The organism is Paraclostridium bifermentans (genome assembly GCF_964259345.1).
Classification (GTDB): Bacteria; Bacillota; Clostridia; order Peptostreptococcales; family Peptostreptococcaceae; genus Paraclostridium; species Paraclostridium bifermentans_B.
In genome coordinates, this window is the sequence record NZ_CAXVJR010000001.1 from 354,192 (window position 1) to 372,137 (window position 17,946).

A 17,946-nucleotide genomic window follows, 5' to 3' on the forward strand; every position below is an offset into this window, starting at 1 on the left:
ATGTTCATTTGCTTTTATTCCGTTCCCTTTCTTTTAGATTTTTTCACTGTAAGTTTAGCACAGCCATTATTTATTATCAACTAAAATTTAATTTTTATAAGCCTTACTTAATATTTATATGATTTCTTTGCTTATATGTTTATATAATAGTTCGTAAACTAAGTCTGCATCTCTATTTTCTAGAGCTTCATATATTTTTTTATGTTCATTTAAATTTTCAATTAAAAAATCAGACTTTATATATTTATCTATGTACATAAATCTTTGTGCTTCTATTTCATCTATAATTGAATTTAATAATGTATAAAGAATTTTATTTTTAGATAATTTAACTATATTCATATGAAATTTAACACCTTTATCTAGTGTATATTCATCTTTGTCTACACAATATTTTTCTATAGCTTTAATTTCTTCATCTGTTGCATTTTTCACTGCTAATCTAGCCAATTCAGGCTCTATTACAAGTCTAGTTTCCATTAATTCTTTTATTTCATTGTTTGCTTTTAATGTATTAAAAAACTCCATTTTCTTTATATTTGTATTTGCATCTACAGTTAAAAATGTTCCTCTTCCTGCTTTTGCTTCTAATATTCCAGATAGTTCTAAGGATTTTAATGCTTCTCTAAGTATATTTCTACTTACATTGAAGCTTTCTGCAAGCTCTATCTCTCCAGGTATTTTATCCCCTGCTTTCCATTTTCCATCTTTTATTAAATTTATAATTTCAGATGTTATATTCTCAAATAATTTATTCTTACTTATAGGCTTTATCATTTTATTCCCCCCAATTTAACTTATGCCTTATAATAATTATAGCTTATGATTTATGATTTTTTGTAAATATTATTAAAATTAAAGCACATGTATAAATGTACTACATTTTACATGTGCTTTATATAGTTTATATATTAACTTTATAAGGTTTTACTCCATTATTTACATATTCTAGTAATTCTTCTTTAGTTAACTTATCTATCCCTAAGCTTTCAACGCTTCTTCCTTCTATAAATTCTCCGTCTAACATTAATTTGCACAGGTTTATTATTGCGTCCATTCTATCCGTCTTAACGCCTACTTTCTTGCCAAGTGACGCTATTGGTTGAAGTGAATTAGGTATATCTTCTAATAAGTATCTAGTTCTAAGTGATTTTTGCCCTTTAACTCCTTTGTATGCTTCTACTGAGTTTATTATTTCATATAAATTATTTCCTTTTCCATCATACATTTGTATGTATAGTTCTTTTAAAGTAGGTAGTTCTAACTCTAGCTCTTTTGCTATTGCTAATCTTTCTTCATCCATTTTATCTATATATTCAGCTATTGAAGGAGTTACTCCATCTAAGTAGTATAAGAAACTTTCTGGTCCTTCTATTTTTGATGTATTTAATATTGTTGGTCCTGGATGAACCATAGCATTTATATTTTCTAAACTACTTTGTAACACATTTTTAGCTGGTTTAAATTCTTTAAATGCTGTATTTAATATTTCTAGCACTTTATCATTTTCAGTAGCTGGTAATGCTGCTACAGTTACCATATTTTTAACTCCATAAATTTCGGCAAATCCTGGTTTAGTTGTTCTACATGCATATAATAATGTACACGTTTCTGCTATAGTTATATTTTTAGTACAACCTTCTTCTTCTAAAACCTTTTTAAATTCTAGTGCTGCAAAACTCGCACTTGGATGAAGTACTACCACTTGATTATCTTCTAAGTATGGTGCACATTTTCTAGCTATACTTTCATGATATAAAGAAGGAAGCACTATGACTACTATATCTCGACCTTTAATTACTTCCTCTATATTAGTACTAGCTAATTCAACTGCACCAAATCCATTAACTGCACCACTTACCTCTACTCCACCTAACTCATTTATAGCATCTACCGTTTTTTGCATTACATCAAATAATTTTACAGATTTTCCTAAAACTCCAAGATGTCCTGCCATTGATTGCCCACCATTTCCTCCACCTACTATTGCCCATTTATAACTCATATTAAATTATCCCCCTTATAATTTTTATATGTTTAAATGTAGTACATTTGATTTATTATTAATATCTACACATTGATATAAATTCTGCTTTACTAATTCCTTCTAATCCTAAGTTTTTAATCGTTCTTCCCTCTGGAATTTCATCTATTATATGTTTGGCTAATGTAACTATTGAGTCTATACATGGTGTTTTTATCCCAGCTATTTGAGCTAGAGTTTGAAATGCAACTAATGAACATGGTATATCTTCTAATAAATATCTTGTTTTTAGTGTCTTTTGCCCTTTAATTCCTTTGTATCCTTCACAATTGGTTAAAACTTCATAAGCTTTATCCCCTTTTGTTTTGTACATTTGTTTATATTCATCTACTAAAGAATTTATATTTACGTTATAAGCTTTACCTATTAACATTCTTTCTTTATCAAGTTCATCAATTATCTTAGCTTGACTTGGAGTAATATCTAGGTAATATTCAAAATCTATTCCAGATTCTATTCTTCCTGTATTTAATAAAGTTGGAGCTGGATGAACTACAGCATTTAAATTATCTAAGCTGACTCTTATAATATCTTCACCAAAGTCAAATTGCGGTAAAATATTTTTAAATACTTTTTTAGCTTCTTCATTTTTACTAGATGGATATGTTGATGCACTAAATTTACTTTTTTGGCCTGATATAACTACTTTTCCAACTTCACTTGCTCTACAAGCAAATAATAGTGTAGCTGTACAAGCTAACGTTATATCTGCACTACATCCACAGTCATCCAACTCTTTTTTAAACTCTAACACTCCTAAACTAGCATTAGGATTTAAAACGACATATTGACCATCTCTTAAGTAGGGAGCCATATTTTTAGCTATGTCCTTGTGGTATATTGAAGGTAGCACAATAAGTATTATCTCAGAGTTTTCCATTACTTTCTCTATATTCGTACTAGCTAATTGAATTTTCCCAAATCCAGTAACATCACAGTTACCTTCTATAATTACTCCACCCTTTTCATTTAGTATATCTACAGTACTTTGTACTACATCAAATATTTTCACATCAAATCCATGTAGTGATAAGTATCCAGCAAAAGCTTGCCCTCCATTTCCTGCTCCAATTATTGAAATTAATTTTGACATTAAAGTACCCCCTCATTTTTAAATTAATTCCTCATTTTCTTGATTTTCTTTCTTAGTTAACTTACTCACTAATATCAATGCTATTAGTGATAACACTATTCCTATAGCTGCATAATTTATTTGTGTTTTTAGTATTAATCCTATTGCACAACCTAATGCTCCTGCTATCATACTTGCAACTATTCCTGATTTTGTTATAAAATTAGAATTTCTAAAAGCATATCCAATATATATAGGACATAAAAGTGTTGCTGCTGAGAATGCATAAGTTGATACTAGCCATCCTAGTGTATCTGTAAATACTAGACACATTAAAACTGCTACAACCATTGTAATAAAAGATAGTCCTCTTGATAGTTTAAGTGTTTTCTCAGAACCCATATTAGGTTTTATTATAGGAACTATATCTCTTGTTATGTTAACAACAACTGACTGAACTCCACTGCTTACTGTAGACATCATAGTTGCAAATATTAATGCTGCAAATAATGCTAATAAAGGTACTGGCAATTGTGTCATAAACCATCCTGTTGCTGAATTTCCTTCTATTGATGGATTTATTGAATTTATACTAATTCCCATATAAACTGCCCATATATAACTTATAAATGTAAGTACTGCTGAAATACTCAAGCTTTTATTTACTTTCTTTTCATCATCAATGGCACATACTCTTTGAAAATATAATTGATTTGTTACTCCACCTGGCAATACAGCAAATATCCATAAGAATACTGTAACTTTTCCAACATTATCTATTGATCCTGAAAAACTTGTCATACTTGGATCTACATTGTTCATTATTTGTGAAAATCCACCTCCAAGTTTTGTTACAAATATTACACATACAATACTCATAAGTACCATAAAACATGAGAATATAAAGTCTGTCCATGCAACTGTTTTAAGACCTGATGGCATTACAAATAGTAAACTCATTATGCAAAAACCTATACATAGCAAGTTGTAATCTATACCTGTAATTCCTGTGTATATACTACCAAATGCAGTTATTTGTGATGTAACCCAACCAAAAGGAACTACTATTGTCATAAGTGCTGCTACAACTGTTACTATTTTGCTATTATTAGAAAAGTGTCTTAGTATTTCTGGAACTGTTGTGAAATTATTTTTTCTAAGCCATTTAGCTGGATACATTATAATAAGAAAAGGCAATGATGCTAATAATCCATAAATAAGTACTGCAATCCCATTTCCATATGCATTCCCTAGATGTCCAACTAAAACACCGCCACCCATTGCACTTGCAAATTGAGTACCTATTACAACATATAAAGGTAAACTACGACTGGCAACAGCCCAATCTTCTTCTGAAGTCTTATTTCTATTGCTTATTATATAAGTCGGTATTAAAGTAGCTGCTATAACTACGATGTTTGCAATCATAATTGCTAATGTAGTGTTCATAAGCTCCCCCCTAGAATTTTAATTAATTGAAAATATATGTATCACCTTCTTTTTATATTTTTTAATTGTAGTACATTTAAACCTGTTGTTGATTTATTTTATTACCTCAATATTTCATTTATTAATTATTTTTTTTATAATATTGTATTCACATCGCATATTTCATTGTTTATATTCATTTTTATTAAAAATAAGATAGTTAAATACTTTTTAAAATAAAAAAAGCGTAGATTTTATCTACGCTTAAATTTCTTATTTATTATTTCTTATATGTGCAGCTACTTTAACATCTTCTTTTTTAATGTGTGTAATTATCCAATTTGCAACTTTAGTATTTATTTCTCCTACTAATGCTATACTTGGACCAGTAGCTAGTAATTTTTTTTGTATATCATCTACTGTAGCTATAAAGTGTTGATGATATTTTTTATGATTTGCATAATCCGGGTATTTAGATTTCATTTGTAGTATTTCTTCATGTGCAAAGTGAGTTTTTGTATATGAAGATAAAAACTTTACTGTCTTTTCTATTTCTGCTCTTCCTTTTCCTTTACTACAAGCCTCTAGTAAATCATTTATTGCTTTTATAAGTTCTTTATGTTCACTATCAATTTGAGTATTCCCCGTTAATAAATCATTTGTCCAATTATATGCCATATTTGACCTCCTTGATGTATTTTAATTGTTTTGTTAAAAATTTACAAAATTTTGTATATTCTATATATACGACTAACCATTATTTAACTAAAGTTAAAAATTAAAATCCTCGCCATATTTTATGACGAGGATTTATAGTCTAACTTTTACTTAACTCTACTTAACATAGTTACTGATTCAGCTCTTGTTATTTGACCTTTAGCTCTTATAGTGTTATCATCATATCCTTTTATATAACCTGCCTCTATAGCTCCTTCTATAGACTCTTTAGCCCAATTATCTACATCATGTCCATCTGTAAAGTTTCCTAATTTATCTATATCAGAGTCTTTGTTATTACCTATATTAGTTAATATCATAGCTACTTCTTGTCTAGTTATATTATCATTTGGGGCAAAGGTATCTGCTGATCTTCCTTTTATATACCCAGCTTTTACTCCTATACATATATCATCGTAGAACCAATCTTTTTCATTTACATCATTAAAGTTTTCCGTTCCCTTATCATTAAATCCATACACTTTATTTACAACTTTAACAAATTCCGCTCTTGTTATAGGGTTTTCTGGTCTAAAAGTATTATCTTCATATCCAATTACATGTCCTTTTTGTACAAAATCTTTTATTTCTTTTTCTGCCCAATGACCGTTTATATCTGTAAGCTCATTGTTTCCTTGATCTGGATTATCTATATCTCCATCAAAGTTTTGATCTAAATTTATTGAATTTGGATTTTTATCTATTCCAACATTGTTTAATCCATTTGTCCCGTTATTATTTGTATCTTTATTAGAAAAAGCTGTAACATAGTTTTCAAATGCTTCTAAATCACCCATAACTACTTCATAGCTCGTTTGTTTGAAAGTATCAAATCCATCCCCACCTTGAGCTAAGAAAATATTCGCTACTGTATTTAATTTCATATCATCAGTTACAGGAGTTTTATTTTCATCATTTAGAGTTATACTATCTACTTTTACATTCCACTTACCATCTACTTTTTCAGGATGCCATTTATATGTAAAACCGTCTATTTGCAACATTATAGGTCTTTCATATTTTCCTGCTTGCATAGCTTCTACCCAGTCATGTATATTTTGTTTTTCTAATATTTCTTTTAATTGTGCTCCTGTTAAAGTTAATGTTGTTAAATCATTTCCAAAAGGTTGTATAGTATATATATCTTTGTAAGTTACATCTCCTTGATCAAGGTCAGCCCTTACTCCGCCTGTGTTCATTAATGATATTTGTACATCTTTTCCTTTTTCTTTTACTGCCCAAAGTTGAGCTTTAGCTATCATTCTTCCAAGCTCTGATTCTCCATTATTATTTAAGTTTCTATTTATTTCTTCTTCTGCATATCCAACTTTTCGTTCTAGTAAAGGTTTTACATCTTCTTCATATTTTCCAACCATACTCGCTACTTTAGGATCAGCTGTTATTGTTTCAGGACTTACAGTTAATATATCTCTCTTATATCCTACTACATCTCCAGTTTCTTTACTTATAGTCAAATCAGTATCTGTTAAGCTAGTACCTTTTGAATTTGCTTGTGTTACTAATATATCGTCTTTACCTTCTCTTTTAACCACTGCATTTGCATATTGGTGACTATGTGCACCTATTATAACATCTACTTCCCCGTTGACTTTATTAGCTATGTCATAGGCATCATTATTTCCTGCTAAGTCTAGTAACTCTCCATTATCAGATTTAGCTGCAACATGTGATAAAACTACTATAGTCTTAACTCCTTTATTTACTAATTCATCAGTATATTTATCTATAGTTTGAGCTTCATCTAAAAACTCAACATTTTTTATTCCATCAGGTATAACCGCTTGTTTAGCTTCAGTAGTTACAATTCCTATTACTCCTACTTCAACTCCATCAAATTCTTTTATTTGGTATGGAGGTAGTATAGGCTCCCCTTTTTTGATTTCTTTATTTCCAAATTTCATATCTTCCTTAGCGACAACGTTCGCCGTAACCCAATCAAAACTTGAACCTTTCCATTGTAATCCTGACGAATGAGTTCCCCCTTGAACTAGTCTAGCTAATTCATCTGTTCCTTCATCATATTCATGGTTTCCCGTTGTAGCTATATCAACTCCCATTTCTTCCATTATTTCCAGAGTAGGTTGATCTTGTTTTAAAGCTGTTACTGCTGGACTTCCTCCTATCGCATCTCCTGCTGATAGTGTTAAAGTATTTGTATTTTCACTTCTTAATTTTTTGATATATGCAGATAAATTTGCTATTCCTCCACCATATTTGGAACTATCGAATTGTCCATGTAAATCATTAAAACTTAATAATTGAACCTCTACATTTTCATTATTTTCTAATGCACTAGCCTTAATTATTGGCAGATTTGATACTACTAACCCTATCGTTAATGTTATTATTGCTAAATGCTTGCCCCTTTTTTTATAACCCATTATCAATTTCCTCCCGATAAATATATTAATTTTAATTGGTATGTAATTAGATAGATGTATTTTTTACTATTTTTTACCATTTAACCCATCTTATTTAATTTTATTATCTTTTCCTCTTGTTTTCAAGCAATTTCGACTATTAATTAATTTTTCCTATTTTTTGAATAAAGAAACTTAATATGGTAGTTATTAATATTACAAGTACACCATAAGCCATAGCTAATCCTATCTGATATTCAAAAACTCCATTAACCATAGCAATTGAGACTGGTTTATTATTTATATTGTATAAATAAGCTGAACTTGTATATTCTCCTACACTTTTTACAAATCCAAGTAATACACCTGCTATTATACCTGGTTTTATAATTGGTATAGTTACACTTTTTAAGGTATGCCAAAAACTAGCTCCCAAACTCTTAGAGGCTTCTTCATAAGTAGGGTTTAAATTATACATTGATAAATTCGTACTTCTAAATATAAATGGTAATACCCCTATAAAATATGCAATTGGCAATATCATATATTTTCCAACTAGCGATTGATTAAAAGAAAAAATATTAGGCTGATTAAATGCATTTATCAAATTTACAGCTATAGCACTTGCTGGTATCGCAAGAGGTAACATAGCTAGTATTTCTATTATTAATTTTAATCTACTTTTAGTTTTTACAATTATATACGAACAAATTATTGAAACCAAAACTCCAATAATTGCAGCTATTATAGACATATTTATACTGTTTAAAAACGGTTTAAAAGTTCTAGATTTTGTAAAAATACTTATATAGTTATCTATTGAAAACTCTTTTGGGAAAATTTCTATTAACCAACTTCCAGGTGTCACAAAAGATAGTATAAATATAGTTATAACTGGTAATAAAATAAAAATAATTATTATAAAACTGATTATTGTAAACATATTTTTTAATAATTTATTTTGAATTTCAACTTCTTTTATAGGTGTTCCTTTTACAACTTCTTGTATTGAAGATTTCTTTTCATAATATCTACATATTAATAAAAATGTTATTGCTATAAAAGTTAAGATTACCACTTGTACAGAAGCTATATCCATTCTATTATTCGATTTTGCAAATAACATTTGAGTTGTAATAACTTTATATCTATCTCCAATTAAACTAGGCGCTGAAAATGAACCTATTGACGTTATAAATGTAATTAAACTTGAAGCTATTAATGCTGGCTTTATAAACGGGATTATTATAGTTTTAAATATATAAAACTTACTAGCACCTAAATTTTTAGCAGCTTCTATGGAAGAATAATCTATATGTTTTATTGCAACAGATATATTCATAAAGAAATACACATATTGAGTATATGCATGTACAAACAATATTCCCCAAAACCCTGTAAATCTAAAAGGAATTTCACTTAAGTTAAAAACACTTTCTATAGATTTTGTTATAATCCCACTTTCTCCATATAGTTGAATAAAAGCTAAAACTATTATTATCCCAGGCACCATAATTGGTGTTAGTAATAATTTACTAATAATATTTTTAAGTGGAAATTTAAAGTAAGTTACTATAAATGCCAGAAATGTACCTACTATGCCACAAGCAATTACAGATGCTACACCTAATAAAATTGTATTTTTTAAAGCTACAACATTTGCTTGTATAGAGAAAAATTCTTTGTAAGAATTTAGAGTGAATCCATTATCTGATTTAATGCTTAAAATTAAAGTTCTAAAAGCTGGGAAAAGAATGTATCCAATTAATATCCAAAGTACACCCAATAAAATTAGAATTTTAAATATGTTAGTTTTATTATCTTTTAGTTTTTTAATCATACTTCTACTCCTGTAAAATTTTTATTGCATCTTTTGGTACTTCAATAAATACTTCTTCATTTATGTTAAATTCTTCGGTATTAAAAGAGTTCATTTTGCTAATTTTTAAACTTACATTATCTACTTTTACAACATATTCGTTAATATTTCCATTAAATTGTATGTTTTGGATAACACCTTTTAATTCATTTTGTAATCCTTGTTTTGCTTTTGATATATTTATATGTTCTGGTCTTATTAATAAAAATTTACCCTTAACTTCTTTATTTGTAATTAATTTTATATTTTTGCTAATGTAAACTGTTGAACATTCTAATTCTTCTATGTATTTTTCTATACTAAAAATATTGCTAACACCTATGAAGTTAGCAATAAATCTATTTTTAGGATTAGAGTAAACTTCTTTAGGTGTTCCTATCTGCATACATTTTCCTTTATTAAATATTGCAATTCTTTGCGACATAGTTAATGCTTCATTTTGATCATGAGTTACAAATATAGTTGTTATTCTTAGTTTTCTCTGCAGTTCTTTAATTTCATTTCTCATTTCATCTCTTAATTTAGCATCTAAATTACATAATGGTTCATCTAATAAAAGAACCTTAGGTTCTATTACTAACGCCCTTGCTAAAGCTACTCTTTGTTGTTCTCCACCAGATAATTCAGTTATTTTTCTTTTTTCATAACCCTCTAACCTTACTAATTTTAATGTATCTAAAACTTTATTTTGAATATCTTTTTTACTTAACTTTTTTATTTTAAGACCGTATGCAATATTTTCATATACATTCATGTGTGGAAATAGAGCATAATTTTGAAATACTAGTCCTACTTCTCTTTTTTCGGATTGAATTTTTGTTATTTCTGTATCTCCTATAAAAATACTACCTACTTCAGGCTTCTCAAATCCTGCTATTATTCTAAGTAAAGTTGTTTTACCACATCCTGAAGGTCCTAAAAACGTAAAAAATTCTCCTTCTTTTATATCAAAACTTACATCATTTATCGCAACTGTATCTTCAAATACTTTTTTTATATTATTTATACTAAGTCCTTTCAACTTTTTAATTCTCCTTTATATTTTCATACTACAAAAAGAGGCATTTGTATGCCTCCTTTAATTATTTTATATCTTTATTTGAGTCTTTTATTTCAGAATCCCATTTTTGCATCCATTCACCTTGTTTTTCAGCAATTACAGACCAATCAACATCCATAACTTTATATTTTGCATCTTGCATCCATTTAGGAGACTTTTTAATAGCTGCTTCTAACGTTGGCATACGATCAAATTCATTAGCTATTTTAGCTTGTGTATCAACACTTCCTATATAGTCCATAAATGCATCGGCTGCTTTTGGATTTTTACAGTTTTTAATTTTAGCTACCCCATCAGTTATTACAGGGTTTCCACTTGTCGCATTCACTATTTCAAGTGGTAGTCCATTATTTTTATTGTCTATTATTGAACTTAATACTGCAAAACTAACAGATGCTTCTTTTCTTCCAATAGCTTGGAATTGCAAAGATCCACTTTCATAATATTTCTTTGTATTATTATCTAGCTTTTTCATATATTCCCAACCTTCAGCCATTTTTCCTTCTTTGTCATATTGATATAGTAAACTTGAATATGTTGCTTTTGCTGAAGATGATCCTGCATTTCTAAATACTAGTTGATCTTTAAATTTTGCATCTGCTAAATCGCTCCAATCTTTAGGTGCTTGATCTTTACTTAGCATTTCACTATTGTAAAACATCATTACTGGTGTTTGTATAGTTCCATACCATAAATCATCTTTACTTTTGAATAGTGGGTCTAAATCTTTTGCCCATGATGGTTGTGTTTTTTCAAATACATCTTTGCTAGCAAGTTCTAAATATGTAGCTGAAGACCCTCCATACATTATATCAGCTTGTGGATCATTTTTCTCTGCTTCAATTTTTTCTGCTAGTTGCCCTTTTAAATTTATAAATTCAACTTTAACACCTGTTTCTTTCTCAAAATCAGTTGCTACTGATTCTAGTAAGTCTTCTGGATGAGTTGAGTATATAACTAATTTTTCCTCTAAGTTTGAATTTTGCGAATTTTCTTTCGTGTCTGCTTTTGAGCTACACCCTGTTAATGCTAATACTAAGCTTGCTCCAATTATGAAGCTCATTATTCTTCTTTTCTTCATTTTTTCCCCCTGTTTCGCTTTAATAGAATTGTTTTTGATTTGTTAATTATTACATTTACCCCAACTAGATATTATCATGTGTTTATTTTAAATTCCAAAAGTTATTTTCTATAGTAGCAATTACAACTATAGATAAAATCTATAATTATAATTGTTAATATAGAAAATTTTTTTATTTAATATTAGATATTTTTTACCAATAAAATGTTAGTTATAAAGCTTTTTTTAATAGTTAATTTCATTTTAAATACATATATTATAAATAAATATTTACAATTAAATTCAAAAAAAATAAGACTCTATGAGTCCTATTCTTTCGAAAATTTTTCTTCATGTTGTAATAACCATTGTTTTCTATCTAATCCCCCACCATATCCAGTAAGCTTTTTATTAGCTCCTATAACTCTATGGCATGGTACAACTATATTTATAATATTTCTACCATTTGTATTTCCTACAGCTCTTACTGCTTTTTCATTACCTACTCTTGTTGCAATATACTTATATGATACGGTATCTCCATAAGGTATCTCAGTTAAAGCATTCCATACTTTCTCTTGAAACTCTGTTCCCTTTAGCTTAAATCTTATATCAAACTCTTTTCTATCTCCATTAAAATATTCTTCTAATTGCTTAATTGTTTCTTTTAAAATCTCAGGCTTATATGTATTTTCTTTTTTTTCATCTACATATAATATTGAAATTAGTACTTCTTCTGTTGTGCTTATTTCCAATATTCCAATAGGCGAATCATAGTAATAATAATATTTTTGTTCCATAACTACGCTCCTTTAATATAATTGAATTGTTTATATTTATTATACTAGTTATTTAGTTTTTATTATATTTCAATTTATATTATTAGTAAATTAGCTTAAGTATTAAAAAAACAGGCTCTAAATACCTGCTTTTTTATCTATTTTAAACTTCATTTGCTAATCTGTCTTGTTTTTTAACTTGGTCATAATGCTCAATATATACATATATTTGTAATATTAATTCTTGATCCTTTGGAATAATATCCCCTGGTTTTATCGATTGACTTGCAACCTTACCTCTTAAATCATATTTAGATGTTGGTACTGCTTGACCTAGTGAATAATTTATATTATGTTTTTGTGCAAATTCATATACTTCAACTTGGTCTTTACCTTCAAAATTAGGAGCTTTTTTACCACTTGTTTTTTCTGCTGTTGTTCCTGATTTTTTCTCTTCTTTTTTATCTTTCTTCTCTTCTTTTTTAGTTTCACTTTTTTTGTCTTTTGGTTCTTTTTTCTCAGTCTTTTTCTTTTCTTCAGTTTTTGCTACTACTTTTTCTGTTTTATCTTTTTTAGCATCGTCATTATTTAACTTTTTCATCAATAGTCCACCTGTTAAAGCTAAACTTATAACGCATACTACAATACTTATAATTGCTACTTTCTTCATGTGTTACGCCTTTCTTCATTTGATTTTTTCATATTTATAAGTCTAAATCTCTTTAGACTTCAGTTTAAAATAGTTATTTAATATGTAATACCTATTTATTGTTATCGTTAATGTGTTCGTAAACTTTAATTTTATTTTGTATTTGTATAAATATTGTAACTTATTTCACTTTTTATTCATATCTACTAGGTAATTGTTTTTTTAATTTTAAATTATATTATTTTAATTATAAAGCTCTATTAATATCTTTTATTTAATAATTGCTATACTTGGATTTATTCTTTGTATATCAACATTTAATAAATAATAAAAGTAGAGATTATCTAAGTATAGATAATCTCTACTTTTATTATTTATATACCTCTTATATTTAAAATACATCTCTTTCCAGGTGTTGTATAACACTTATTACATGATACACATTTTGGATTTTTTATCTCTCCATTATCCCATTTGTTTATTAAATCCGGCTCTGCTGTTAAAGGTCTCGCTAAACTAAAGTACTCTATATTTGTATTATTTAATATATCTTCCATAACTTCAAAGTGTCTATTTCCTCCAATTAGTATAATTGGTATATTAACTATATCAGCTAGTTTACTTGCATAATCTTTAAAATAAGATTCTCTTTCTTTAGATATAACAACCTTTGTTCTAGCAGGCCCTAAATTATTATTTACAACTTCTTTTATAGACTCATTTCCTCCAGTTACTTCTATTGCATCGATTCCTAAGTGTGCTAGTTTTTTTGCTACATACAAACTATCTTCTTGAGTTAAACCACCTTCCTGTATATAATCAGCAGAATTTAACTTTATAAGTATTGGAAATTCAGTACCTACTTCTGCTCTCATAGCTTGATATATCTCAAAAATAATTCTTCCTCTATTTTCTATACTTCCCCCATACTCATCTTCTCTTTTATTGTAATATGGTGATAAAAATTGACTAACTAAATATCCATGCCCTGCATGTATCTCAACTCCATCAAATCCAGCTTCTTTAACTCTACGAGCAGCATTTTTATAGGAGTTGACTAAATATTTTATTTCATCTTTGCTTATTTCATTTGCCCATGTATTTGTAATTTCATTTTTTATGGTTGATGGTCCCCATATAGTTCTTTCTCCAACGTTAAAATCAGTCATAAATCCACCATAAACTATTTGCATTATTATATTACTTCCAAGTTTATGAATTTTATCTGTAAACTCTTTATATTCAGGTATAAAAGAATCATCATATATACCCATCATTCCAGGATTTGGCTGTTCATCTTTAGTTATAAATGCATACCCTGTTATTATAGTTCCTACTCCTCCCTTTGCTAGTTCTTCATATATATTAGACAATTCTGGTGTCATATGTCCTTTTTCATCTGCTAAAGCTTCCCATAAAGCACCTCTTATAAATCTATTTTTCATATTAACATTCAATAGTTTAGTTTTATCAAATAAAGATTTCATACATGCCTCCTAATTATTTTTTGATTGGTAGCTTTAGTATAATTCCTTATAATTTCTTTTTGTAGTATGCACTTTTAAGTAAGTGTCTATTATAGATTTGCTTTTGTATACTTACCTAAAAGTTAGTATTATATTAATAAGCAAAATAGATTACAATAAATAAGATTATGATAAATGTAATGAGGTGATTTTTTTGATCATAAAAGATAATAAGAAATATGTATGCAAGTTAGATTGGGCATTTGATGTTATAAGAGGAAAATGGAAAGCTGTTATACTTTGTCATTTACTTGAAGGTACAAAAAGATTTTTAGAATTACAAAGAATAACTCCGGGAGTTAGCCATAAAGTTTTAAATGAAAAGTTAAAACAGTTAGAGGATGCTGGTTTAATACATAAAAAGGTTTACGATGAATTACCACCTAGAGTAGAATACTCACTTACAGAAAAAGGGCGAGAGTATGCAATAGTTTTAAAACAGATAGAAGCGCTTGGTGAAAAATACTTTTAAATAAAATTCAAAAGGTATCTCAAATTTTTAGTAGTTTTACAAAACTATATATTTGAGACACCTTTTTTAATTTATTTACTTAGTAGTAATAATTCATTTATTTCATCTTTTATAATTTTAGGTAAATCTTGATTTAAATTTCTTTGTAATAAATTTCTATGATTCAATCCATATTTTTTAAAGAACTCTTTTAATAAAGGAATTCTATTTTTAGGATCTTTCATAACACTATATGCTACAAACCAATCTTCTGGAGTTGTTAAATTTATCTTAACTCCATCTAAAATCATATTATCAACAATAGAATCCTCATCTAATAAAAATTCATACATATTTTCATTGCCTAGATTTATCTTAAATCCACACAAAAACTCTACCATCGTATCCTCTACAATATAGCCAAAAAATTCGTCAGTTTCAAATGGTTCTTTTGATGGCAATTCTACATATTCACCAACAGTGTCCATAAATGCTTTTATTTTATCTACATAATCTGGATCTGCTAAAATATCAATATCATTTGGTTTATCTACTAAATCATAATGATTTAGCATAACAGAACCGCCTACTCCCCATTTACAGTTTAAATCGTTTAAACCTTTAGCTATTATTTTTAATTCTTTCGTTTTCATGTCTTCCTCCAGAATTTTTTTGGTTAATTCTATATATCAATTTTAGTAACATTATTTTCGATATGATTTAAAAATTTACTAAAGTCCTCACCTGATATATTAAAAGTTTCTGTATTTATTGCAGGGTGAAAATTAAGGTTTTGCCCATCTAATAGTTCACTATCTATTAACATTTCTACCTTGCTATCTAAATCATTTATTATACTAAAAGGATTTACACTTCCAGGCGTAACCTTTAATACTTCATATAAGTTCTCTGCTGAATCAAATGAAAGCCTAGTACTACCAATTTGTGATCTTACTTTTTTTAAATCTACTGCTTTATCATGCTTTGCTACTAATAAGTAATTTACACTTTTATTAGAGTTTTTTAAAAATAAGTTCTTACAGTGGTACCCTGGCATATCTTTTGTAACTTCATAAAACTCATCTGCTGTAAATACTTCTTCATGTTCTAATACCTTATATTTTATGCTTAGTTCATCAAGTTTTAAGTATATTTCTTTTTTCATAGTTGCACCCCTATTGCGTTTATATAAATCTATTATGACATATATTTTAATTTATATAAAGCTATAAAATATCTAATGATTTTTTTACTTATTGATATTAATACGATCCCATTTTAATACATAATTTTCATTATGTAAACTTTTAATCTATATTATAAATCCGATTTTTTTAGTTAAATTCTTAACTAAATTTCTTTAAAATTGTATAAATTTATTATTTTGTTATTTCTTGCTATAAAAAATTTTTTTTATATTTTTTAAAAAAGGAATATTCATACTATTTAGAGAATCAATTGATATAGTATAAATATAGGGGGTAATGTAAATGGATTTTTTAATGAACATTGTATCAGCAGTAAACAATATACTATGGGACAAAAACATCTTGCTTGTTTTACTTGTAGGTACAGGAATTTGGTACACGTTTCAATTAGGATTCATTCAAATTAAAGGTTTTGGAGAAGGCTTTAGAAGAACGTTTGGGGGATTATTCCAAAAGAAGGAGGCTGCTACCAACGAAGGTATGTCACAATTTCAGTCATTAGCTACTGCGATTGCTGCACAAGTTGGTACTGGTAACTTAGCAGGTGCTGCTACAGCTATTGCTGTTGGTGGTCCTGGAGCAATATTTTGGATGTGGGTTAGTGCATTTTTCGGTATGGCAACAATTTATGCTGAAGCTGTAATGGCTCAAAAGTATAAGAAAATTGGCGAAGATAAAACTGTAACAGGTGGTCCTGTTTATTATATTGAAGCCGCTTTTAAAGGTAAGTTTGGTAAAATTTTAGCAAGTTCATTCGCAGTATTTATAATATTAGCTTTAGGATTTATGGGAAATGCTGTTCAGTCAAATTCAATTGCAGCCGCTTTTGATACAGCCTTTGGTATAAATCCACTTATAATAGGTATACTACTAGCTGTATTAGCTTTTGCAGTATTTTCAGGTGGTATAAGTAGAATTGCTAAAGTTACAGAAACAATAGTTCCAATAATGGCATTATTTTACATAATAGGTTCTTTAATAGTTATACTAGTTAATTTCAGAAATATCCCATTAGCATTCCAAGAAATATTTGTAGGAGCATTTGCCCCTCAATCAATAGCTGGTGGTGTTGTTGGTGCTACTATTCAACAAGCTATGACTAAAGGTGTTGCTCGTGGATTATTCTCTAACGAAGCAGGTATGGGTTCTACTCCACATGCTCATGCAGTTGCAAAAGTTAATCATCCTTCAGAACAAGGATTTGTTGCAATGATGGGAGTATTTATAGATACTTTTGTTATATTAAATTTAACTGCTTTAGTTATTATAACAACTCGTTCAGTAACTCCAGACGGTTCATTAATCGGTACGGCTCTTACTCAAGCAGGTTTCTCATCAGTATTCGGTAAATTTGGAGATATCTTTATAGCAATTTGTATGTTCTTCTTCGCATTCTCTACTATAATAGGTTGGTACTTCTTTGGTGAAGCCAATATAAAATATCTATTTGGAGCAAAAGCCGTTAAAGTGTATGGAGTACTTGTATGTCTTTGTGTTTTATTAGGTACTTTAGGTGAAGTTTCTCTTGTATGGACTATGTCTGATATGTTTAATGGACTTATGGTTGTACCAAACTTAATTGGTCTATTAGCCCTTACAACTGTAGTTAAAGCGGTTCATAAAGAATATATCGATATAAATGGTGGAATTAGTTCTAAGAAAAAGAAAAAAAGTAATATATAAATAAATATA

General features: G+C 28.3%; 16 protein-coding genes. 2 read left to right on the plus strand and 14 right to left on the minus strand.

Annotated elements, in window-relative coordinates; genetic code table 11:
* Positions 1 to 114: 114 nt before the first annotated feature.
* From ACEXNK_RS01895 to ACEXNK_RS01950, 12 genes are all read right to left on the minus strand, one after another.
* Complete coding sequence (locus ACEXNK_RS01895) at positions 115 to 777, minus strand: FadR/GntR family transcriptional regulator (RefSeq protein WP_373601086.1); 663 nt, start codon at positions 775 to 777, stop codon at positions 115 to 117.
* A 127-nt stretch (positions 778 to 904) separates the two neighbouring features.
* Entirely contained in the window at positions 905 to 2,005 is a 1,101-nt protein-coding gene (locus tag ACEXNK_RS01900) for an NAD/NADP octopine/nopaline dehydrogenase family protein (RefSeq protein WP_373601085.1), read from the minus strand.
* A 58-nt stretch (positions 2,006 to 2,063) separates the two neighbouring features.
* On the minus strand, positions 2,064 to 3,137 hold the full coding sequence (locus tag ACEXNK_RS01905) for an NAD/NADP octopine/nopaline dehydrogenase family protein (protein WP_373601084.1): 1,074 nt from the start codon (positions 3,135 to 3,137) through the stop codon (positions 2,064 to 2,066).
* Between the two features lie 18 nt (positions 3,138 to 3,155).
* Positions 3,156 to 4,565 (minus strand): sodium:solute symporter family protein, encoded by a 1,410-nt coding sequence (locus ACEXNK_RS01910; RefSeq protein ID WP_373601083.1) that lies wholly within the window; start codon positions 4,563 to 4,565, stop codon positions 3,156 to 3,158.
* Positions 4,566 to 4,817: 252 nt separating this feature from the next.
* Complete coding sequence (locus ACEXNK_RS01915) at positions 4,818 to 5,222, minus strand: bacteriohemerythrin (RefSeq protein ID WP_373601082.1); 405 nt, start codon at positions 5,220 to 5,222, stop codon at positions 4,818 to 4,820.
* 146 nt (positions 5,223 to 5,368) lie between these two features.
* The gene (locus ACEXNK_RS01920; protein WP_373601081.1) at positions 5,369 to 7,663 is read right to left on the minus strand and encodes an S-layer homology domain-containing protein; all 2,295 of its coding nucleotides are present in this window, start codon (positions 7,661 to 7,663) and stop codon (positions 5,369 to 5,371) included.
* A gap of 139 nt (positions 7,664 to 7,802) precedes the next feature.
* A complete protein-coding gene (locus ACEXNK_RS01925; RefSeq protein ID WP_373601080.1) occupies positions 7,803 to 9,482 on the minus strand; it encodes an ABC transporter permease in 1,680 nt (559 codons plus the stop codon).
* A 4-nt stretch (positions 9,483 to 9,486) separates the two neighbouring features.
* Positions 9,487 to 10,542 carry an ABC transporter ATP-binding protein gene (locus tag ACEXNK_RS01930; protein ID WP_373601079.1) on the minus strand — a complete coding sequence of 352 codons (1,056 nt, stop codon included), beginning with the start codon at positions 10,540 to 10,542 and terminating at the stop codon, positions 9,487 to 9,489.
* Between the two features lie 61 nt (positions 10,543 to 10,603).
* Positions 10,604 to 11,662: an extracellular solute-binding protein gene (locus ACEXNK_RS01935; protein ID WP_373601078.1), complete on the minus strand. Its 1,059-nt coding sequence runs from the start codon at positions 11,660 to 11,662 to the stop codon at positions 10,604 to 10,606.
* A gap of 308 nt (positions 11,663 to 11,970) precedes the next feature.
* Positions 11,971 to 12,441 carry a methylated-DNA--[protein]-cysteine S-methyltransferase gene (locus ACEXNK_RS01940; protein ID WP_373601077.1) on the minus strand — a complete coding sequence of 157 codons (471 nt, stop codon included), beginning with the start codon at positions 12,439 to 12,441 and terminating at the stop codon, positions 11,971 to 11,973.
* A 142-nt stretch (positions 12,442 to 12,583) separates the two neighbouring features.
* Entirely contained in the window at positions 12,584 to 13,090 is a 507-nt protein-coding gene (locus ACEXNK_RS01945) for a PASTA domain-containing protein (protein WP_373601076.1), read from the minus strand.
* A 353-nt stretch (positions 13,091 to 13,443) separates the two neighbouring features.
* A complete protein-coding gene (locus tag ACEXNK_RS01950) occupies positions 13,444 to 14,556 on the minus strand; it encodes an NADH:flavin oxidoreductase (protein WP_373601075.1) in 1,113 nt (370 codons plus the stop codon).
* Positions 14,557 to 14,749: 193 nt separating this feature from the next.
* Here ACEXNK_RS01950 and ACEXNK_RS01955 point away from each other — a divergent pair, with 193 nt between their 5' ends.
* Positions 14,750 to 15,067 carry a winged helix-turn-helix transcriptional regulator gene (locus ACEXNK_RS01955; RefSeq protein ID WP_373601074.1) on the plus strand — a complete coding sequence of 106 codons (318 nt, stop codon included), beginning with the start codon at positions 14,750 to 14,752 and terminating at the stop codon, positions 15,065 to 15,067.
* A gap of 71 nt (positions 15,068 to 15,138) precedes the next feature.
* Here ACEXNK_RS01955 and ACEXNK_RS01960 read toward each other — a convergent pair whose 3' ends face one another.
* Positions 15,139 to 15,699, minus strand: coding sequence for a hypothetical protein (locus ACEXNK_RS01960; RefSeq protein WP_373601073.1), 561 nt, complete (start codon positions 15,697 to 15,699; stop codon positions 15,139 to 15,141).
* A 29-nt stretch (positions 15,700 to 15,728) separates the two neighbouring features.
* On the minus strand, positions 15,729 to 16,211 hold the full coding sequence (locus ACEXNK_RS01965; protein ID WP_373601072.1) for a prolyl-tRNA synthetase associated domain-containing protein: 483 nt from the start codon (positions 16,209 to 16,211) through the stop codon (positions 15,729 to 15,731).
* A 325-nt stretch (positions 16,212 to 16,536) separates the two neighbouring features.
* Between ACEXNK_RS01965 and ACEXNK_RS01970 the strand changes: the two genes are divergently transcribed.
* Positions 16,537 to 17,937 (plus strand): alanine/glycine:cation symporter family protein, encoded by a 1,401-nt coding sequence (locus ACEXNK_RS01970; protein WP_373601071.1) that lies wholly within the window; start codon positions 16,537 to 16,539, stop codon positions 17,935 to 17,937.
* Positions 17,938 to 17,946: the final 9 nt, after the last annotated feature.